This window comes from Alphaproteobacteria bacterium (genome assembly GCA_023898725.1).
Lineage (GTDB): Bacteria > Pseudomonadota > Alphaproteobacteria > JAUHZC01 > JAUHZC01.
Map to the genome: position 1 here is coordinate 788,903 of CP060236.1, position 21,535 is coordinate 810,437.

Annotated in this window: 16 protein-coding genes and 1 pseudogene; 2 read left to right on the plus strand and 15 right to left on the minus strand. The window is 45.1% G+C overall.

Annotated elements, in window-relative coordinates; all coding sequences use genetic code 11:
• Window positions 1-243 precede the first annotated feature (243 nt).
• Together H6849_03660 and H6849_03665 are read left to right on the plus strand one after the other, a co-directional pair.
• On the plus strand, window positions 244-2,400 hold the full coding sequence (locus H6849_03660; protein ID USO01170.1) for a bifunctional (p)ppGpp synthetase/guanosine-3',5'-bis(diphosphate) 3'-pyrophosphohydrolase: 2,157 nt from the start codon (window positions 244-246) through the stop codon (window positions 2,398-2,400).
• Between the two features lie 3 nt (window positions 2,401-2,403).
• Window positions 2,404-3,852, plus strand: a complete 1,449-nt coding sequence (locus H6849_03665) for a TrkH family potassium uptake protein (protein USO01171.1) — start codon at window positions 2,404-2,406, stop codon at window positions 3,850-3,852.
• A 564-nt stretch (window positions 3,853-4,416) separates the two neighbouring features.
• On the opposite strand, the pseudogene ftsZ reads toward H6849_03665, so the two are convergent.
• From ftsZ to rsmH, 15 genes and pseudogenes are all read right to left on the minus strand, one after another.
• A pseudogene (gene ftsZ / locus H6849_03670) lies at window positions 4,417-5,442 on the minus strand (cell division protein FtsZ).
• A 54-nt stretch (window positions 5,443-5,496) separates the two neighbouring features.
• Window positions 5,497-6,765: a cell division protein FtsA gene (gene ftsA, locus H6849_03675; GenBank protein ID USO01172.1), complete on the minus strand. Its 1,269-nt coding sequence runs from the start codon at window positions 6,763-6,765 to the stop codon at window positions 5,497-5,499.
• Window positions 6,762-7,616 (minus strand): FtsQ-type POTRA domain-containing protein, encoded by an 855-nt coding sequence (locus tag H6849_03680; GenBank protein USO01173.1) that lies wholly within the window; start codon window positions 7,614-7,616, stop codon window positions 6,762-6,764. Before H6849_03680 ends, ftsA begins: the two co-directional genes overlap by 4 nt.
• On the minus strand, window positions 7,604-8,530 hold the full coding sequence (locus tag H6849_03685) for a D-alanine--D-alanine ligase (protein ID USO01174.1): 927 nt from the start codon (window positions 8,528-8,530) through the stop codon (window positions 7,604-7,606). Before H6849_03685 ends, H6849_03680 begins: the two co-directional genes overlap by 13 nt.
• 6 nt (window positions 8,531-8,536) lie before the next feature.
• On the minus strand, window positions 8,537-9,466 hold the full coding sequence (gene murB, locus H6849_03690; protein USO01175.1) for a UDP-N-acetylmuramate dehydrogenase: 930 nt from the start codon (window positions 9,464-9,466) through the stop codon (window positions 8,537-8,539).
• Complete coding sequence (locus H6849_03695) at window positions 9,459-10,934, minus strand: UDP-N-acetylmuramate--L-alanine ligase (protein USO01920.1); 1,476 nt, start codon at window positions 10,932-10,934, stop codon at window positions 9,459-9,461. The genes murB and H6849_03695 overlap by 8 nt, the downstream gene beginning before the upstream one ends.
• Window positions 10,935-10,936: 2 nt before the next feature.
• Window positions 10,937-12,010 carry a UDP-N-acetylglucosamine--N-acetylmuramyl-(pentapeptide) pyrophosphoryl-undecaprenol N-acetylglucosamine transferase gene (locus H6849_03700; GenBank protein USO01176.1) on the minus strand — a complete coding sequence of 358 codons (1,074 nt, stop codon included), beginning with the start codon at window positions 12,008-12,010 and terminating at the stop codon, window positions 10,937-10,939.
• Window positions 12,000-13,130, minus strand: coding sequence for a cell division protein FtsW (locus H6849_03705; protein USO01177.1), 1,131 nt, complete (start codon window positions 13,128-13,130; stop codon window positions 12,000-12,002). The genes H6849_03700 and H6849_03705 overlap by 11 nt, the downstream gene beginning before the upstream one ends.
• 2 nt (window positions 13,131-13,132) lie before the next feature.
• Window positions 13,133-14,521, minus strand: coding sequence for a UDP-N-acetylmuramoyl-L-alanine--D-glutamate ligase (murD, locus tag H6849_03710; GenBank protein ID USO01178.1), 1,389 nt, complete (start codon window positions 14,519-14,521; stop codon window positions 13,133-13,135).
• Window positions 14,522-14,524: 3 nt separating this feature from the next.
• Window positions 14,525-15,616: a phospho-N-acetylmuramoyl-pentapeptide-transferase gene (locus H6849_03715; protein USO01179.1), complete on the minus strand. Its 1,092-nt coding sequence runs from the start codon at window positions 15,614-15,616 to the stop codon at window positions 14,525-14,527.
• Between the two features lie 6 nt (window positions 15,617-15,622).
• Window positions 15,623-17,077 carry a UDP-N-acetylmuramoyl-tripeptide--D-alanyl-D-alanine ligase gene (locus H6849_03720; GenBank protein ID USO01180.1) on the minus strand — a complete coding sequence of 485 codons (1,455 nt, stop codon included), beginning with the start codon at window positions 17,075-17,077 and terminating at the stop codon, window positions 15,623-15,625.
• Between the two features lie 5 nt (window positions 17,078-17,082).
• The gene (locus H6849_03725; GenBank protein USO01181.1) at window positions 17,083-18,570 is read right to left on the minus strand and encodes a UDP-N-acetylmuramoyl-L-alanyl-D-glutamate--2,6-diaminopimelate ligase; all 1,488 of its coding nucleotides are present in this window, start codon (window positions 18,568-18,570) and stop codon (window positions 17,083-17,085) included.
• Window positions 18,570-20,276: a penicillin-binding protein 2 gene (locus H6849_03730; GenBank protein USO01182.1), complete on the minus strand. Its 1,707-nt coding sequence runs from the start codon at window positions 20,274-20,276 to the stop codon at window positions 18,570-18,572. Before H6849_03730 ends, H6849_03725 begins: the two co-directional genes overlap by 1 nt.
• Window positions 20,273-20,560 (minus strand): hypothetical protein, encoded by a 288-nt coding sequence (locus H6849_03735; GenBank protein ID USO01183.1) that lies wholly within the window; start codon window positions 20,558-20,560, stop codon window positions 20,273-20,275. The genes H6849_03730 and H6849_03735 overlap by 4 nt, the downstream gene beginning before the upstream one ends.
• Window positions 20,557-21,534, minus strand: a complete 978-nt coding sequence (rsmH, locus tag H6849_03740; protein USO01184.1) for a 16S rRNA (cytosine(1402)-N(4))-methyltransferase RsmH — start codon at window positions 21,532-21,534, stop codon at window positions 20,557-20,559. Before rsmH ends, H6849_03735 begins: the two co-directional genes overlap by 4 nt.
• Window position 21,535 lies beyond the last annotated feature (1 nt).

The following is a 21,535-nucleotide window of genomic DNA, read 5'->3' on the forward strand; positions in this document are numbered from 1 at the left end:
TTGAGGCTTGCGCGCCCATTGTTGCAAATAAAAAGAACAGTAAATATCTACAAATAATATACATTTATACAAATTATTTTAAGTAATTATTATAGTCAGTAATTTTTGTTAATTAAGTGTTAATATCCTCTCCTTGCTACGCAAAGACTAGAAAAAAGATTTGATACAAATGGTTTTTCTCGTGCTATTGTGTAGATTGTATTATTTTGTACAATATTACTTCATTAAAGCCGTGCCTCCTTCATGATCCGACAGTTCCAACTGGTAGAAAAAGTCCGTATATACATCCCTGATGTTGATGAGGACAAACTGAATCGGGCCTATGTCTTTGCCATGCAAGCACACGGCAATCAGATGCGTGAATCAGGTGACCCCTATTTTTCTCATCCGCTCGAGGTTGCTAGTATTCTTGCCGAGTTGAATCTGGATCTTGAAACCATTATCACGGGTCTTTTGCATGATACAGTTGAGGATACAAGCGTCAACCTTGATCAAATTGAAAAAAATTTTGGCAAAGAGGTACGCACACTCGTTGATGGTGTTACTAAATTATCGCAAATTCAGTGGCAATCAAAACATGAAAAGCAGGCGGAAAATTTCCGCAAGCTTGTGTTGGCTATGGCTTCTGATATGCGGGTTTTACTTGTAAAACTTGCAGATCGGTTGCATAACATGCGCACCCTTCATTATGTCGCTTCGCTGGAAAAACGACAACGTATTAGCCAAGAAACCCTCGATATTTATGCCCCGCTGGCAGAGCGTATTGGTATCCAGCATATTAAGGAAGAGCTTGAAAAACTTGCCTTTGCGCAGCTGCATCCCGAGGCCTATGAGTCAATAACCGCGCGCTTACATTTCTTGCGTGAAAAAGGGAAAGACACGGTTGATAGTATAAAAACACAAATACTTCAGCTGATGAAGGAAAATACTATGGAGGCTTCGCTATCCGGTCGGGAAAAAAGCATATATTCCATCTGGCGTAAAATGCGCCAACGCAAAGTGCCTTTTGAACAGCTGACCGATATCATCGCTTTTCGTATATTGTTGGGCACGCGCGAAGAGTGCTATCGGGCTCTAGGAGCCGTACATGGTGCCTTTGCGATGGTTCCAGAGCGCTTTAAAGACTACATTAGCACACCGAAACCCAACAACTACCAGTCATTGCACACAACAGTTATTGGTCCTACAAATCATCGTATTGAAATCCAGATTCGCACACACACCATGCATGAGTATGCCGAAAATGGGGTGGCCGCGCACTGGAAATATAAACAAAACACGACAGAAGACAAAAGTGAATACCGGTGGTTGCGGGGGTTGTTGGATATTCTTGAACATTCGAGTGATCCTGAAGAATTTTTAGAACATACAAAACTTGAAATGTTTCAAGACCAGGTGTTTTGTTTCACACCAGCAGGTGACCTGATTTCAATGCCCCAAGGCGCGACAGTGATTGATTTTGCCTATGCTATTCATTCCGATGTGGGGAATCATTGTGTGAGTGGAAAAATTGATGGAAGACTTGTTCCACTTCGGACTGTTTTGCGTAATGGATCGCAGGTTGAAATATGCACATCTAAATCACAAAACCCTTCACCAGCGTGGGAACGCTGTGTGGTTACAGGCAAGGCTCGTGCAAATATCCGACGATTTATTCGCACTCAACAGCGAGATCAATATATTATTTTGGGCAAGTCGATCCTTCAAAAATATTTTAAAAAATATAAAAAAGCGTTCAGCGATCGCACATTCATTGAGTTTCTTTCAAATTTTCGCATGAAGAGCCTAGATGAGCTTTACGCAAGCGTGGGATCAGGCGTTTATACAGCCGCAGATGTTTATACGCGTATGCACCCAGAGAATCGCAGTGGGGCCGAAGAAAATGCCGAGCAGACACAAAACACGGTGCCGAGCATAATTGATAAAGCATCAAACCGCAAAACAGATAAGCGATCAGCTATTCCACTGAGGGGCTTGATTCCTGGAATGGCTATTCATTATGCTGGCTGTTGTCATCCTCTTCCCGGGGATCGTGTGGTGGGGATCGTCCAAACGGGAAAAGGCGTGACGATTCACACGCGAGATTGTGCCACACTTATGCACTATGAATCAGAACCAGATCGTTGGTTGGATGTGTCTTGGGATTCAGAAAATACGCCTGAAAGTACTCATGTGGGTAGGCTTTATGTACTTCTTTCGAATCAGTCTGGGGCACTGGCAAAACTATCAACAGTGGTTTCACAGCAAGATGCTAACATTATTAATTTTAAAATTACCAATCGCACGGAGAATTTCTTTGATATTGTGGTTGATGTGGATGTCAAAAATGCGGATCACCTTACGGATATTATCGCGTCGTTGCGGTCAGTTTCTCAAATCGTCAGTGTAGAAAGGGTGTAGATCGTGCGCCTTGTTTTTGTTAATCAGCTAAGCTACGTGGTGGGAATTTTTATGGGAATTTTTGCAGTGGCTATGACCATTCCTGCATTAATTGATTTCTCGCTAGGTCTTCCCCAGGCAACAGCCTTCAGCCACAGCATTATTATTATTACTATTGCCGCTGGCTTTATGGTTACAGCCAACCGCCCTGCAGGGGATGTTCAGCTACGCAACCATCAAGCTTTTTTACTTACGACACTTGTCTGGAGCGTCCTTTGTGTGATATCGGCGCTTCCTTTTTATTTTTCTGGATGTACACCGACGTTTATTGACGCATTGTTTGAGGCAACATCGGGTTTAACGACAACTGGTGCAACCGTGATTCGGGATTTAAGCTATGCGTCTCCTGGAACGTATGTATGGCGAGCAATGTTACAGTGGTTTGGAGGTATTGGTATTATCGTGATGGCTCTTACCGTTCTTCCTATGCTGCGAGTAGGGGGGGTATTGTTATATCGCAATGAATTTTCTGATCGCTCGGAAAAATTTCTGCCACGGTTATCTCATGTTGCCTCACACTTGTTAGGTATTTATACCTCCCTTACCTTCTGCTGTGCTTGTGGATATTATTTTGCAGGTATGCCTCTTCTTGAAACGGTTTGTCACAGCTTAGCCACTGTTTCTACGGGGGGGTTTTCTGTTCACAATGAATCCTTTCGTTTCTATCAGAACCCTGTCATTGAAAGTATATCCATCGTTTTTATGATTTTGGGTGGGGGTAGTCTTGTGCTTCAAGCTCGGGCGTTCCGGGGTGATTTTTCTGTACTTAGGGATCAACAAATTCGGGGATATGCGAAGGTTCTATTTTTTCTGGTGTGTGTAGCGGCAGTGCCTAGTTTGTATCAAAAAGATAGTACCATAGGTGGGGGGATCTCAACGCTCTTTCAATTGGTTTCTATGTTGACAACCACAGGGTATGTGGGCACTGATTATGAATCCTGGGGAGGCTTTATGAAGGCGCTTGTATGGTTAGTCATGATAATAGGAGGGTGTACAGGGTCCACATCGGGAAGCATCAAAATTTTTCGCTATCAAATAATTTGGGAGCATGTAAAAGGATATATGCGACAGATTATCTACCCCCGTGCGGTTGTCAGCCCTAAATTCAATGGTCGCACAATTGATCCAGCAATTCTAATGTCGGTGATCACTTTTTTAGCCGCCTTTATTCTTATCATTCTTGTGGCAACCCTATCGGTTACTCTTGCTGGGGTTGATTTGCTGACGGCACTTTCAGGCGCCCTAGCAAGTGTCACAAATGTCGGACCGGGGTTTGGTGGTGTAGGACCCTCGGGTAACTATGCTGATCTTCCTCTATATGCGAAGGTGGCATATTCAGCGTGTATGTTATTGGGGCGACTGGAGTTCCTTACCATCGTTATTTTGTTAACCCCTGCTTTTTGGGAAAACTGATCTTTTGTGATGCTCGTATTGTGAATGCCTGTAGTTCAAAAAAAGAGACCCATGTCACATGAGTCTCTTGATTTATCTGTTCTTGTCCCTGGGTGCCTCCTAGGTTCGTCGCATGAAAGATGGAATATCCAAATCTTCCTCTTCTTTAACATCCAGGTTTTTCTCTTTTAATTCGTTAGGTTCTTTCCCGTGTGGCATGGCAGGGTGTTCCCCTGATCGTGCACTTGGTGCTGGAGATGAATGTGTGAAGAGATTCATCTCTGTTTCTTTGTCTGGGCGTTTGAAGCGTGCCTGTACAACATTACTTTCAGGTTGAGATTTGCGCCCAAGAAGACGGCTGAAGAAACCTACTTTTGGTTTTTGTTGCATGTCATCATCAGGTTCAAAAGGACTTGTTGCAGGGGCATGTGGTGCATCGGTGGTGTCTGTATCATTCCCAGAGATAACACGTAAATGTTCTGTGGCGTGGCTTTGTTCGCCATCAACCTCTGCTTCGGGCGTTGGTGTTTGTGTTCTGGTCGTGGCTGAGGTTCCTTCATTATGAAAGCGATTTGCTCGCGCAATAGTTGCCGCTGGTTTCGTGGAAAATACCGTGCGAGGACTTTCTTTGTTGTGCACTCCATCAATGCCGGTTGCTACAACAGAAACACGCATGCGCCCATTCAAGCGTTCATCGAAGGTTGATCCAAAAATAATATTTGCTTCAGGATCAACTTCTTCACGAATACGGTTGGCCGCCTCATCTACTTCGTACAGCGTCATATCCATGCCACCTGTGATGTTAATTAAAACCCCCTGAGCGCCCTTCATAGAAACGTCGTCAAGGAGTGGGTTAGAAATAGCCGCTTCGGCTGCTGCAATCGCGCGACCTTCAGATTCAGCTTCTCCTGTACCCATCATTGCTTTCCCCATTTCGCTCATGACTGCGCGGACATCGGCAAAATCAAGATTAATAAGGCCCGGCATAATCATAAGATCTGTAATGCCCCGCACACCGGCATAGAGAACATCATCGGCCATGCGAAAAGCATCGGCAAAAGTGGTCTGTTCGTTGGCAATGCGAAACAAGTTTTGATTGGGAATGATGATGAGTGTATCTACATATTTTTGCAGTTCTTCAATTCCGCGATCCGCTGAGCGCATGCGCTGAGAACCTTCAAAATGAAAAGGTTTTGTTACAACACCAACAGTAAGAATCCCTTTTTCGCGTGCCACACGCGCAATAACAGGTGCGGTGCCGGTTCCTGTACCGCCACCCATACCAGCGGCAATAAAGACCATGTTGCTCCCATGAATTTGTTCGTTGATTTCCTCAATAGATTCTTCGGCAGAGGCTCGTCCGACTTCAGGTGCAGAACCAGCACCCAAGCCTTTTGTCAGCTCATTCCCAAGTTGAACACGCCGATCAACATCGGTTAGTGATTGACTGAGCGCTTGGTAATCTGTGTTCATTGCAACAAATTCAACGCCTTCGAGTTGTGATTTGATCATGTTATTAACGGCATTGCCACCGCCGCCACCAACGCCAACGACTGTTATTTTGGGTTTAAAGTCAGAATCAAGGCGATTACGAGATTTAGAGATGTTCATTAAAAAGTTTCCTTCTAGCAATAGTTACTATCTTTACACACAATTAACAAATAATTAAAGTCTTTCTCTAAGTTTTTGGAAAATGTTTTGTAATAAACCCCTGGGGCTTGGTGAGGAGGGGCGGTGATCGCTTTCTTCTTGATTTTGCTGGAGGCGCACATACGAAAGAATCCCGGCGCAGGCGGCAAGGTAAGGAACGGTATATTCCTTATTAAGTCCTTGTAAGTGAAGGGGGTAGCCAACACGTACAGGCCTTGCAAGAATTGCTTGTGCTAACTCTGCTGTGCCACTAAGTAAGCAACCACCCCCTGTGAGAACAATTCGGCAACCAGGAATTTGATCAACGCCCAGGGATCGCAAACGTTCACGAACGTGCTCAAATATTTCCTCCATGCGTGGTTTAATGACACGCGTTAAGCTTGAACGTGACACTTGACTGCCTGATGAGCTTTGTTGTTCCCCGATGATAGGAATAATGATCGTTTCGCGCTCGAGGGATGAACCAACGATAGTACTTCCATATAAGCACTTAACGCGCTCAGCATGGGAAATAGGGGTGGAAAATGCACGCGCTAAATCTCGTGAAATGTGATTGCCGCCGATAGGAACATCGCTAAGCTGCAGCAAACTTCCTTCTGCAAAAATAGCAATCCCTGTGTTGCTCGCTCCCATATCAATGACGACGGTTCCCAGATCAATTTCATCGTCATCAAGGACGCCTATTCCTGCAGCAAAAGGAGCTGCAACAACGCCCTGTACATCCATATGACACTGTTCGACGCAGGCAATCCAGTTACGAAGGGGCCCGAGCGTGGATGAAACAAGATGAATTTTTGCCCCCAGCACATCACCAACCATACCCTTAGGGTCTTTAATACCGTGACTGCCGTCAATATAGTAGCTTGATGGAATGGCATGAATGATTTCTTTATCAACGGGTGAGAGATTCTTCGATGCTTGAGAAAGAAGCTGTGAAATATCCTCATTTGTGACTTCTGCACCATGAATGGGCATTTCAACATCAATCCCGTGCGAGAAAACATGCGGAGATGGTACGTTAATGAACACGTTGCGAATGCTTTCACGAGACTGCTTTTCCGCATGCATAACAGCTTTAGAAATGGCTTCTTTGGTGTGTTCCATATTTGTTATGACGCCGCCACGAATTCCGTCAGAACTATGGTGTCCCATACCCAGAACACGCAAACCATTATCGGCATCGATCTCAGCAATAGCACAGCTTATGCGGCTTGATCCTATGTCGATACTACTAATAAGCTCTGCGCGGGATTGCCCTTTATGTTTTCCGAACAACCATCTCATGTGTAGGCACCTGTTCGTTTTGTTTGTGTGGAAAATGCCTTAGGTGTCAGCTGTAAGTATGTTCTTCCATGAATGCGAAGATCCACTTTTAGGACTGATTCATCCGAAATATACCCATCTTTGACCATCTGATTGAGGTGCGCAAGAGCCTCTCTGGTTCGTTCCTCAGGAAGTTGCACGCGAATTTTATTATGCAAGATAATATCCCAACGCCTGTTATCAATATAAGCACACGCATGAATATGTTTGGCAAGTGTGGGGAAACCTTTTAACTCTCTAATAATCATATGCGCATTTTGCGGCGCTCCCTTTCCCAAAATATGAGGAAAATTATGAAAGGGTTTTGTATCAACCAGTCTAATAACATCACCATGCGTATCAATGAGGTGCAGTTTTTTTTGGTGCTGCCATAGGGCTAATGGCTCTCGTTCCTCAAGGTTTATATGAATATTTCTCGGAAAAATACGCGTAATTGTTGCTCGCTTAACCCATAGTAATTGTTCAAGATTCGTGTGTGATTGGCTCAGATCAATCAAAAGCATCGGATCATTTTGTGTGAACCCAAGACTTTTGTAAACATCACCTGGGGTTGTGTGGCGCATACCCGTAATGGTGATTTCGTTGACGGTTAGTTCTAATCCCCGAGATATTCTTGAAAGGACATGATCACGATAAGTTTTCCAGATTGCGGCACAATCAACGCTCTGGGATATAATGAAAAAACCTATAAGCAATGATAGTATGAATACGACAGAAACATGCCTCAGGGAAATGTGGGACCATAGAGGGCCCTCAGGGTGTCTCTTTGTGCGAGGCTTGCGTAGGGAGGAAGAGCGCTTTATCCGGGACATCGGGCGCCTTCAACTATCTGCTTCACAAGACTTGGAAAGCTCATACCGTTGTTTTCCATCACTTCAGGAGCTATTGAAAGTGATGTAAGGCCAGGTTGAGGATTGACCTCAAGAACAAAAATGCCATCGCTTCCACGTTCCGTATCAAAGCGAATGTCAACCCGGGCAAGACCTTGACAACGAAGGGCTGCATAGGCTTTTTCCCCATAGGAAAGGCAAATTTGATAAATATCTGTTGGAATCTCTGCAGGATAAATATGCGCTGTCACCTTGTCGATGTATTTGGCTGTGTAGTCATAAAACTCTTTTGTTGGCCTGATCTCCATAATGCCGTACGCTTTTCCTTCTAATACTACCACCGATAACTCTGTTCCCGGGATGTATGTTTCGGCCATGAGAGGGTATCTGATCTCTGGTACACGTGTTTTAATGTATGCCTTATAGTCAGCATCTGAACGAATAATCCCTACGCCAATGCTTGAACCCTCATCACACGGTTTAAGAACAAACGGATATTTTTGAGGCGGATGCGTGGGGTCAAGGTTTTCCTCGAGTGTGTGGGGAGCGACTGGTATACCATGGGCGCGCAAAATCATTTGGGTGAAAGGCTTAAACATGGCTGCAGCAGATGCATACAGACCTGAGTGTGTGTAGGGAATGCCCATAATCTCAAGAGCTCCTTGCACATGGCCGTCTTCACCATAACGGCCATAAACATTGTTAAAAACAACATCTGGCTTTTCTTCCTTAATAAGCGTCAGTAGGCAAATAAGATCACGGTCAAAGTCGTAGGTGATGACTTCATATCCATTGGTTTTCAATGCAGCAACAATGTCAGGCGTCGAGGAAAGGGAAACAGCACGCTCGGCATTCCAGCCACCGTATAAAAGCAACACTTTATTTATTTTTTGCATTCTGGGTTACGCAGCCTTTTTATTTTTTTTTACGCCAACCCCCCAACGGATGATTTCCCAATTCAAGGCAATATCTGAAGACTCGCGGACGCAATTTTGAACGGTTTCAGCAAGTTTTTCAAGATCATCAGCGGTTGCTTGTCCACAGTTAATCATGAAATTGCAGTGTTTTTCAGACATCTGCGCATCTCCAACTTTTAGGCCACGACAGCCTGCCTTGTCAATCAGTTCCCACGCAGAGTATCCTTGTGGGTTTGCAAAAGTACTTCCGCCTGTTCGGGAATTTGTGGGCTGGGTTTCCTCTCGCTTTGTGAGCATTTCCTCCATTTCCTGTGCAAGAATATGAGGCTCCGTGTGTGTGAACGTGAGGCGTGCCCCGAGAAAAATCCAGTCGTCGGGAATAGCACAATGGCGATACGAAAAACCGAGCTCTTTGTTTGTGAGTCGGTGAATTTTTCCTTTGGGGTCCATAACTAATGCAGACTCTACGACATCGGAAGTTTCTCGGCCGTAACATCCTGCATTCATCCGCAATGCACCTCCAAGGGTACCAGGAATACTGCAATAAAAACTCAACCCTCCAAGACCTCGATCACGTGCCAGCACTGACAGCGTCCGATCGAGAACACTTGCACCAACATCAACGGTATTCTCACGGACAACAATGTTTGTAAAGTGTCTTCCTAGGCGAATGACTACACCGGGAACGCCACCATCCCGCACGAGAATATTTGAACCAACCCCGAGAATTTTCACAGGAACATCTGAGGGCTTGTGTTTCATGAAAAAAGTCAAATCATCAAGATCTGCAGGTTTAAAAATAACCTCAGCGGGGCCACCGACGCGAAACCATGTAATGGCGCTAAGTGAGGTGTTGGGAGTGTAGCGTCCACGAATTTTTGGAAGTCTTTGGATGAGGGAAATTCCATCAATCATGGGAGAATCCTTTCTCGATATTGTGAATAAGAGTTGTGAGTTGTGCGGGCAACTCATGGGCCCATTTTGTGATATCTCCTGCTCCCAGATGGAGAATTGTGTCGCCTTCTTTGCTTTGGTCTGCCAAAACATGTACGGCTTCCTTTTGTGTATATACAGCAATGGCCTTTCCTGGTGTGATGGCATTAATTGCTGCTGCCAAAGATGTGTGGTCAACATCATTCTGTTGTGTTTCTCCTGCAGCATAAACCGGCGTAACAAGAACGCTATCTGCAGCAGCAACCGCCGCGGCAAATTCAGAAAGCTGTCTAGATAAACGAGAGTATCGATGTGGTTGAAGAACAGCAATAACCCTGTTTTTGGCAGAACGTCGAGCCGCCTGAAGAACCGTGCGAATTTCCGTCGGGTGATGCGCATAATCATCAATAATTACCCGTCCAGCAACCTCATCGACAATTGAGAAGCGTCTTTTAACACCAGCAAACTGGGTGTAGGCAGTCCGTGTGTGCTCCATCGATATCCCTAGTTCTAAAGCAACACAAATTCCAGCAAGGGCGTTTTGCACGTTGTGCTCACCAAGCAGGGGTAAATGAAAGCGTTCAAAGCGAACGTCATCATTTGTATCAGTGAAGTAGTTGCGGCTACGGATAAAAGTTTTGAGAACATGGGATTTGCATACAACATCAAACTGCACGTGATCACGCTGATAAGCAATGTTTTCTGCATAAATATCGTTGGTGTCATTGAGGCCATAAAGAACACGTCTACGATCCTGGAAGAAGGGCGATAGTTCCTGAATGACCCCGTTATCTCCACACAAAATGCCCAAGCCATAAAAGGGTATTTGTTTAAAAAATGTGATAAAAGCTGTTTTCACGGCATCAAAACTTCCGTAGTGATCAAGGTGATCATCATCAATGTTTGTAATGACTCCTAGTGTTGCCGGTAATCCTAGGAACGATCCATCAGATTCATCCGCCTCTACCACCATCCAGTCTCCAGTTCCAAGGCGCGCATTCGTGCCATAAGCATTAATAATTCCCCCATTAATCACAGTGGGATCAAAGTTACCACTCTCGAGAACGCATCCAATAAGTGATGTGGTTGTTGTTTTTCCGTGTGTGCCCGAGATAGCAATACAGGGTTTGAGGCGCATTAGTTCTGCAAGCATGTCTGAGCGATGAATGATCGGAATACCAAGTTCGCGGGCCTTGATAACCTCTTCATTTGTACGTGAAACAGCCGTTGATATGACGACAACGGCGGCATGAGTAAGGTTGTCCGCACTATGTCCGCGATGCACCGTAATGCCAAGACCTTCGAGCCTTGCGGTGTTTGCACTGAGAGAGCGGTCGCTTCCAGCCACACGATAGCCAAGATTATGCAGAACCTCTGCAATTCCACTCATACCAATGCCACCAATGCCGACAAAGTGAATAAGTCCAATTTTTTGGGGAGATGTGTGCATCATTATCCTCGTTGATGTTTGCATAAAAAAGTGACAATTCTAGAAGCAGCGCCAGGATGACGGATTTTGCGCAATTCTTTACTATACTGCAAAAGTATTTCTTTGCTATAGAATAATTTATTAAGATAGTCGGTAAGATTTTCTGGAATAAAAAGCATTTCAGGTATGACAATAGCTGCATTTTTATGCTCTAATAACTGAGCATTCTTCAGTTGGTGATTCTTTGCAGCACGCGCATAGGGTACAAAAATTGTTGGGCGAGTTGTTGCGATGACTTCACCAATGGTGGCGGCTCCGGCACGTGAGATCATGATATGGGTACGCATGTATGCCGTTGCCATATCATGAACAAAAGGTTCTACTGTTGCCTGTAGACCAAGCCCACGATAGACCTTTTGAAGGTGGAGAACATCGCTTGCAGGAGCCTGATGAATAAGGATAATATGATCACGGATTTCGGGTTTGATATCTCCAAAAGCTTTTGGGATAACTTGACTAAAAAGCGATGCGCCTTGACTACCACCAAGGACCGTGATGACAAAAGCTTCGTTTGTTGCAGGCAGACGATAAGGGGTATTGCCAATTTCTTCAATATGTTGACGCACCGGAATGCCCATATGTTTGAAGCCGAGATCTTCAAGAGGATAAGCGCTCATGCGCAAACGCGTAAAAGTCATGAGAATCTTATTTGCTGCTCCCACACAGGTATCGAGTTCAAAAATTGCCAGGGGAATCCTCAAAATTCGGGCAGCAAGTAGCGGCATCACTGTTGGATACGCTCCAAAGCCCAAAACAATCGTTGGTCTTATGCGGCGCAGATACATCAAAGATTCATAAAAACTTTTCCCCAAGACACACAGGCGTCGCAGAATACCCAGGGGATTACGTGTGCGAATGTGGGTTGCGCTAGTAATCGTTTTTTTCCATTCATCGGGCCAATAGGAAGACCCCCGGATATCAGTGATCACAGAAAATGGGATGTTGCGCTGTATGAGCTCCTCACCAACACTCACAGCAGACATCACATGTCCTCCTGTACCCCCACCAACAAGCACAATGTGTGGACTAGCGGACATGACGCCCTCCAATAACCACTCGACGATTGAAGCTCAAGATAAACCCAAGGGCCATGCATGTGGCAATAATTGAGGATCCACCATAGCTGATAAGTGGAAGAGTCATTCCCTTAGTCGGAATGAGATGAACGGAAGAGGCAATGTTGATGGTTGTTTGGAGGCTAAACTGAATGACAAGCCCAATGGTTGCATACACATGAAAGTAGGAGCTTTCCTGGAGGGCGCGGCTTGATATCTGCCAGACAATAGATGTAAAAATAGCAATTACAACGATGCAAAAAACGAGTCCAAACTCTTCGCTTGCCACGGAAAAAATAAAATCAGCGTGGGCATCGGGGAGGTGCTTTTTGATGATGCCTTCTCCTGGCCCCATACCAAGCCATCCCCCATTGGCAAAGGACTCAAGTGACTGATGGATTTGATATCCCTCTGCGTATTTATCAACATTTGTTGCAAAGAGAAAACGATCAATCCGCTGTGCCACATGGGGAAAGAAAAAGTATGCTCCTACGAGTGATGCGCCACCGAGTAAGAAAACATATAAAATCCACACAAGTGATAAACCAGCTAAAATAAATTGCCCTGTGAAAGTGGCCGCCATTAACACACTTGTCCCTACATCAGGTTGGCATAACAAAAGTATGAGGTTAAAAATAAGAACGCCCATAGCGATGCGTTGTCCGGGAAACGTTCGATCATTTGCTTGTTCTGCAAATAACCATGCTGTGAGGATCACAAAGGCGGGTTTAAGAAACTCACTTGGTTGCAAAGAAAAACCCCAAAGATTAATCCAACGCCGTGCTCCTTTAATGCTGACGCTAAAGAAGGTCAGAAGCATACCAACAACCATCAAGACAAATAACCCTGCTGCAAAAATACGAATTTGCTCAGGTTTTAGTAATGAAGCACCGACTAGTGCTGCCGATCCCAAGATCATATAAGCGAGGTGTCTCTTGGCAAAATAGAGACTTTCCACATCAATTTTTTTTGCAACGGAGGGGCTCGCTGTAACAACCAGAATGATACCGATGAACATTAACAAAAATATCTGGAATAATAGCCAGCGATCAATAGTCCACCACCACCTGGCAAGCAAGCTTGTGTCTGAGCGTGTAAACATACCTAACCAAATATCTCCTTTGCCAGTTTCATGAATACATTCCCTCGCTCTTCAAAATCACTAAATTGATCGAAGCTGACACACGCAGGTGCAAGTAATAAGGTAAAGTGTTGTTCTTTGTGCATGTCTGCGTAGGCTTTGGCGTGTGCCAGGGCTTCTGCAAGAGAGGTGTGGCTCGTGCATGGCTTCATTGGGGAAATGGCCTTCTCAAGAGGGCGAGAGGCCTCACCATAGGCGTACCCATGAACCAGATTTTTGAGATGCTTTTTCTCAAAATCAATATCATCGTCCGTAAATCTTCCGCCCACAAGCCACAGAATATTGGAGAAAGCACTGAGACTTCGTTTGGCAGATGCCACGTTTGTTGCTTTGCTATCATTGATAATAGTGACATTTCCTTGCGTCAAAACAAGTTGCTGGCGATGCGGTAGCGCTTCAAATGTTTGTAACAAGTCATCGATCTTATCCCAATCGGGGCAGCCCTTGCCTAGTTTTGCAAAAACATGACAAATAATGCCTAGACTTGAGGCGATGTTTTGGTGATTGTGTGATCCTCGGAGTGCTTGGTATCGATCCGTATTCCCAAATTCATGGGTTAAATCAGGCATTTTAATATAAATGCGTCGATCATCAATCCAGATACCCTCTTTCGTCGTCTCATTGCTGCTTGTTGTGATGATGTTCGCCTTGCTTTGCAGGGTGACAGCCAAGTGGCGCCCTACATTCCTTGTGTAGTGGTCTTCACCCCCGATTACCCGCAGTTGCTCACCATGATTAAAAATATTCATTTTGGCATTAATGTAATTTTCCATGTTTCCATGTCGATCCAAATGATGTGCACTTAAGTTTAATAAAACAGCAATGGAAAAAGGGCTCTTTTTCATGAGCTCAAGTTGAAACGATGATACCTCAATTAAGCGAATCAGACCTTCTTCAGGGTAGGATCCAAACACAGGAACGCCAATATTCCCGATGGCAGTAGCAGGAAAACCAAGACCACTGAGAATATGCGCCGTAAGAGCTGTTGTTGTAGACTTTCCATTGGTTCCCGTAATACCGATGAGCAGATCATTTTTATGAAGATCACAAAACAAAATAACATCATTGATGACGGGGATACCTTTAGACTGAGCCACTCTAACAGCGATATGTGGCTCTGGATAGCTGTAGCGTACACCCGGACTCAACAGAACAGCCGTGATTGTGGACCAGTCAACCGTTTCAGGAGAACAAATGGAATAGGATTCGTTGATTCCTTGGAGTTTACTTTTTGTATCATCCCACACGGTTACTGTGGCACCATTGGCTTGCAGAAATGCGGCGCTGGATAACCCTGATCGTGCCAGGCCAATAATATAAAAATGCTTATCTTTGATGTATTCGTTGTACATAGCCTACCTTAATTTGAGTGTTGCAAGACCAATAAGGCCAAGTATGAATGAAATAATCCAGAAGCGAATAACAATCGTCGCCTCTTTCCAACCTTTTTTTTCAAAGTGGTGGTGGATAGGAGTCATCAGAAAAATGCGTTTACCTCCAGTTATCTTAAAGTATCCCACTTGCAGCATTACGGATAAGGCCTCGAGAACAAATACACCCCCAACGATTGCAAGAACAATTTCATTTTTGCTAATAACGGCCAAAGTTCCTAATGCTCCTCCAAGTGCAAGTGATCCCGTATCACCCATGAAAACCATAGCAGGTGGTGCATTAAACCATAGAAATCCAAGGCATGATCCGATAAGCGCTCCTGTAAACACCGCCAATTCCCCGGATCCAGGAATATGAGGAACCTGCAGGTAGGTTGCAAAAATACTATTGCCACCAACATAAGTGATCGCACCGAAACAAAATGCGGCAATCATTACAGGAACAGTAGCAAGGCCATCCAAACCATCAGTCAAGTTTACAGCATTGGATGCTCCCACAATAACAAGCAAACCAAAGGGAATAAAAAATACTCCCAAATCAAGCACAAAAGATTTCACGAAGGGAAATGCAAGAGTTGTGCACATCGTTTCAGGAAGTTCTCCTTGAATCCATAAAAGAGCAAGAATCCCGATAACAATTTGTAATGCCATCTTTAGATTTCCGGCAAGACCTTTGCTGTTGCCATGCTTTACCTTAAGATAGTCATCAATGATGCCAATGCCTCCGTACGCACAAGTTACAAATAGCACAATCCATATGTAGGGATTTCTCAGATCACTCCATAGGATTGTTCCAAGAACAAGAGCGCCTAAAATGAGCATCCCTCCCATCGTAGGTGTTCCCTTCTTGGTAAGCGCATGCATTTCGGGACCCTCCTTCCGGATAGGTTGACCCAAGGCTTGATGTTTTGCTAGATAGCGAATGAAGTATGCACCAAAGCTCAGGCAAAAAGCAAGAGATGTGAAAATTGCCCCCCCGGTGCGAAAGGTAATGTAACGAAAAACATTCAGAAAATGATAATCCAAAATATACTTTTCTGCGATATCAAGTAACATGAGTTCTTATTCCTCTACAAGCGTACCAAGGTGCATGACGGCGGCAACAACTTGTCCCATACGACCCTCTTGTGTGAATGTAGGGCCTCGAGATCCCTTGATCATCAAAACATCCCCAGCCCTTACTGTTTGTGCAATGCGTGTGCCAAGTGCGGAGGGATCGCTGTCATCATCGTGAAAACCTCTGCGCGATTGACTCACATGCTCGTGCACGGTGCGTGCATGTGTCCCACTGGTATGCACTATATCAATAGCCGCACTATTAAGGTGATGGGCGATTAACTCATGAAAGTAGATACTTTTATTTCCCAGTTCGTACATGTCTCCAATAACAGCAATCTTCCGGCCATGAGGACCTGAGCAAGACATATAAGCAAGTGTTTCAATAGCGGCAATCATTGATTCAGGTCCTCCGTTGTATGCTTCATCAATGATGCGAATTTTCCCACCTTTGTTCAGGGAAATCAGGACATGTTTGCCCCGCCCAAAAAGTCCGCGAAAATTTCCAAGTGCCGCTAATGCACGAGGCATATCAAGGCCGAGGTAGTCAACGAGGGTGACAAGAGCAAGGCTGTTGTATGCCCAATGGTTGCCGGGAATTCCTAGTGTATAGGAGTACTCAGACTCTCCCGATTTTCCAAGGCTAACGGTGATAGCTTGGGTGTCGCCATGAGGGGTGCAGGTGCGTAGGCGTGTATGCGCATTATCCACCTTGCCAAATGATCGTATACACACATCAGGAACACTAGATGCCTTGTCGGAAAGAATAGAAGATGTGGTTTGATCAGAGGGAAATATTGCACAGCCCCCCTCAACAAGACCTGCAAATATATCGGCTTTCTCTATGGCAATGGCATCAATTGTCCCAAACAGCTCAAGATGAGCCTGTCCAATTGTTGTAATAATAGCAACATCAGGAGAAACCATGCACGCTAAGGGTTTAATTTCATGGGGGGTGTTCATGCCGATCTCAACAATAGCGTAGGCACAAGAGTCCGGAATATTGGCCAATGTGAGCGGTACACCAGGAAAAGAATTATAACTTTTGTAATTCGCATAAGCGTCACCAAAATGACTCAGCACATGAAGAAGCCATTCCTTTGTCGATGTTTTGCCAAAACTTCCCGTTATGGCGATAATTTTAGCATGTGACTGCTGACGCTTGTATGTTCCCATTGCCACAAGAGCAGCATCAGTATCGGGAACAGCAAGAATGGTTACTCCTTCAAGAGGAAGATTCTCACACGCGTTTTTATTTGACAGGATGATACAAGAGGCTCCCTTGTTCAGGGCTCCTGAAATATAATCATGACCATCAGACTTCGTACCACGCATACAAATAAAAATATCACCATTTGTCACCTCACGTGAATCGAGAACAACCTTCGAAAACAGGGTGTGCGATCCCTCAGCGATAACCTCAGGTGTGAGTGCACAACGAATGTTATTTAACGTCCACATGGGTTTTAAAGGTCTCCTAAAATTTCACGCACAACACTGCGATCATCAAAGTCAAAGGTAAGTTCGTTATAGATTTGGTAGGTTTCGTGTCCCTTTCCCGTTATCAGAAGAATATCATCCTTCTGAAGATTCTGTATAGCTGTTTTGATGGCCAGGTAACGATCCCCAATAGTTTGTGCATGAGGGGCGGCGGCTTGGATTTCTGTACGAATTGCTTCGGGTGATTCAAAGCGTGGGTTATCGTCAGTGATTATGACAACATCAGCCATACTTTCAGCAATATGACCCATGAGAGAGCGCTTGCTGCTATCACGGTTTCCGCCACATCCAAACACGAGATGGAGTTTCCCCCCACACCCCTTCTTCAAGGCAGCGATTGCATGACTGAGAGCATCAGGGGTGTGCGCATAATCGACGTATACCCGGCCTCCCGTTGGGGTTTGTCCTGTATACTCAAGGCGTCCTGGAATTTGCTGTAATTGCTCGAGACCACTGAGTGTGTCCTCAAGGGCCATCCCAGCGCTGTATGCAAGGGCACATGCTGTAAGCGCATTGTATATCTGGAACTCCCCAATCAGAGGCAGTGTAAGGTGATAGGTCACACCAAAACATTGCACAGTGATGTCTTGTCTGTCTTGTTTTGGTGTAATGTCTAACACGGTAAAGTCACAGACAAATGGGTGGTCTGTATTTCCAATCGTAATAATCGCGGCTATTTTTTGTTGGATGCAAAGATCAACCAAGCGTTGGCCATAGGGATCATTCATATTGATCACAGCGGTCCCTTGATGCGTGAGAACTTTAGTAAACAAAAGTGACTTTGCAGCGAAATAGGCATCAAATGTTTTGTGATAGTCAAGATGGTCCTGGGATAAATTTGTGAATGCTGCGGCACGAACATTGATATTGTCTAAACGTTTTTGACTTAGGCCATGGCTAGAGGCCTCTAGTGCAACGTGCTCCGCTCCGATATTTTTAAGCTCCTGCAAAAGTTCATGAGTAAAAATAATATCGGGTGTTGTGTTACCCACGTCTCGGTAGGTTTTTTCCGTGTTGATATGCACCCCAAGTGTTCCCACAGATGCTCCCAAAATACCTGTATGTCCCCATAGCTGGTTTACAAAATTCACCACTGAGCTTTTGCCATTTGTTCCAGTAACAGCAACGATATGATCAGGCTTAGCGGCATAAAATTTGGCAGCAGCATAAGAAAGAATCGCACGAGCGTCATCCACGACAATAATCGTCGGTGATGTATCAACTGGAATTACACGAGGAGGGACAATCACAACACATGCCTTGTTGCGAATTGCCTGGCGTATGTAGGGGAGGGTGTCTTTGCCAGACTCCGAGGGTAGAGCAAAGTACATATCACCAGGACGAACATTTTGCGCCTGCACACTCAGTCTTGTAAGGAAAGGATTTTGGGTGATCACTGGATGATTGGAAAGCTGATCGAGAAGATAGCTGGGTAAAAGATCGCGCAGAAACATCAGTGATTCCCCACAGGAATATATTTTACTTGTCGCATAAGCGCTTCTGTATGGCGAGAAGATGTTTCCTGACGGTTAGGTGTAATCCCTGCAAGCGGGGCAATTTTAGCAATAATGCGTGCTGCAATGGGAGCTGTGTTCCAACCAGCATTGTTGAATCCAAATGTTTTTGCAAGACGCTGGGGGTTATCCAGCATGACAACTACGACATAACGTATGTCGTTAATTGATGAACCTACAGCGCCAACAAAGGCCGCATCCACATTATTTTTTTGATAGTTTCGGCCGACGCGCTTATTGGCTGTTCCTGTTTTTCCGATCACAACATAGGAGTCAACATTGGCCTTTCTACACGTGCCTTCTGTCACAGCAAGGCGCATCAATGCACGCATTTGTGCTGACACACGCTTTGAAATAACAGGCTGCCCTAAGTGTGGTTGAGAAGCTATGATGAAGGAGGGTGTGACTTCCTTACCGTTATTAACAATTGTTGCAACTCCTTTTGCAAGATGCAGGGGTGTTACTGAAATACCATACCCATAAGCAATAGTAGAAAGACTTGTCTCTGACCAATGGAGGGGTACGAGAGGGTTTCCTTTTTCTGGAAGCTCATACGATAGAGCCTTTAGGAAACCCAGTTTTTCAAAAAAATCTTTTTGTTTGGCAATGCCCGCATCGATTGCCATTAAGCTTGAGCCAACATTTGAGGATTTTAAAAACACCTGAGGTACAGTCATCCACTCGCTCTTTCCATGAAAATCGGTGATTCGAAAGCGTCCTATTTTTAAACCAGCTCCTGTTTTGTAACGACTTGAAAGTGTTGCTGCTCCTGTTTCTAGGCTCATCGCAGTGTTGAAAATCTTAAGGGTTGATCCCATTTCGTAGACGCCCGAGGTATTGCGGTTAAACATATTGACCGGCGTGCGCTCTTTTGAACTATGGGGGTTATAATCAGGGAGCGATATCATGGCTTTAATGAGACCTGTTTTGGCATCCATAATGATTACGTTTCCGGCGTTAGCACCAAATTCAGCAATACCTTTTGTCAGCTCTTCGTAGGCCGCTTGCTGAAAGCGAATATCAAGGCCTAATCTCACCGCACTGACATTGTGAAAGTGACTGCCATTAAGCGTATGTTCAATGCCTGATATTCCCCTATTATCAAGGTTTGTTAACCCAAGAACGTGCGAAAACAAACGACCATGGGGATAGAAGCGCTGTGTATCATTCACTAACTCAAGCTTGGGATTGCCGAGTTTTAAAATAGCCGCATGTTGGCGCGGGGTAATATTTCGAGCAAGCCATACAAATCCAGGTCCTCGGGCAAGTGCTGCCCTTAGGCGCACAAGGGATTTTTTGGGAAAAATATTTTGTAATTTTTGTGCAAGCTCGTCGGCCTCGTCAGGAGCGATAGCACGACCTGCCAAAGACACTGTTGAGACAGTTGTGGCAAGCAGCTCTCCATTCGCGTCATAAATGTCGGGTCTTTTTTTTGCAACCGCGCCGTAGGGAAGAGCAGACGACGATCCCCCTGCATCAGACCCACCTAGGCCAAACATACCCACCCTTATCATGAGACATATCATGATAAAGGTTAGTGCAGCTAAAATAACAATTACACGGTTGTGGAGGTCATTAATACCTCGTTGGGAAAATGAGGGTGTAACAGGTTGAGGTGTATATCCAAAAACATGTGTGCGCTTCATTTTTTTCTCCGGTTGGTCACAAAAGTGATTTCAGAGGGTAGAAAAATCTGGGAAGGCTTAATGGGTTGGAGTTGTGTGTGCGCACGAGCGAGGTGCTGCATGCGTGTAGGGCTGCTAAGATAATTTGCCTCTGCTTTGAGAATGCGAATAGAGTTTGTGTGCTGGCGAATTTTTTGATTGATTTGCCGATGCTCATCCTCAAGACTTGAGACCTTGTATTTCAAAGTGAACAAACCAAAGGCAACACCAGAAATCAGCACAACAAGAGCCATCGTTGCGTTCATGCTAATACCCCCCCCTGTGAGGAAGAGGATAATAGGCGCCGTGCGGCACGTAATTTTGCTGATCGCGCCCGAGGGTTGTTAGCAAGTTCATCCTGAGATGCGGTAATGCTCTTATGTGTAATGAGATCAAAGGCATAGTGAGCGAGATCATTGTTGTGGGTTACTGTGTTTTTATACTTATTCGTGTGCGTGCGCGGCTGTGTGTGCATCTTCATAAATTGCTTTACGCGCCTGTCTTCAAGCGAGTGAAAACTCACACATATTAAGCGCCCGTTAGCCCTCAGAGACATCAGACTTTGATCGAGTAGCCGATCTATTTCATCAAGCTCCTGATTGACTTCAATACGCAATGCTTGAAAAACACGCGTAGCTGGGTGCGTTTTTTTATGACCATAACGAGCAACCCTTGCTACTAAACTGGCGAGCTGCTTTGTTGTGGTAAAGGGTGTTTCTGTACGATCAGCCACAATGGCCCTTGCTATTGCTCGTGCTCGGGGCTCCTCACCATAGTGCCGAAAGATACGAATCAACTCTTCTTCTGGATATGTATTTACAGCGTGGGCAGCTGTATGGAGTTCTGTACGGTCCATACGCATGTCCAAAGGTCCCTCGTGGAAAAAGGAAAACCCACGATCGGCTTCATCAAGTTGAGGAGATGAAACACCGAAGTCTGCAACAATCCCATCAACTCCCTGCCCAGCATGGGGGAGTGCAGTAAGGTGTTTGTGAATTTGACCAAAGCGTGCGCGAACAAAATCAAACCGCTGCGCATACGAGGCCTTTAGCGCCGTCGCGTGCGGTACGGCTGCTTCGTCACAATCCAAGGCGATAACGCGACAATTTGCAGCGTTAAGGATGGCGCGTGTATACCCACCACGCCCAAACGTGGCATCCACATATGTTTCGCCATCTGTGGGGGAAAGGACTTTCAAAACTTCAGCAATGAGAACGGGTGTGTGTGTGTCGCGAGTCATC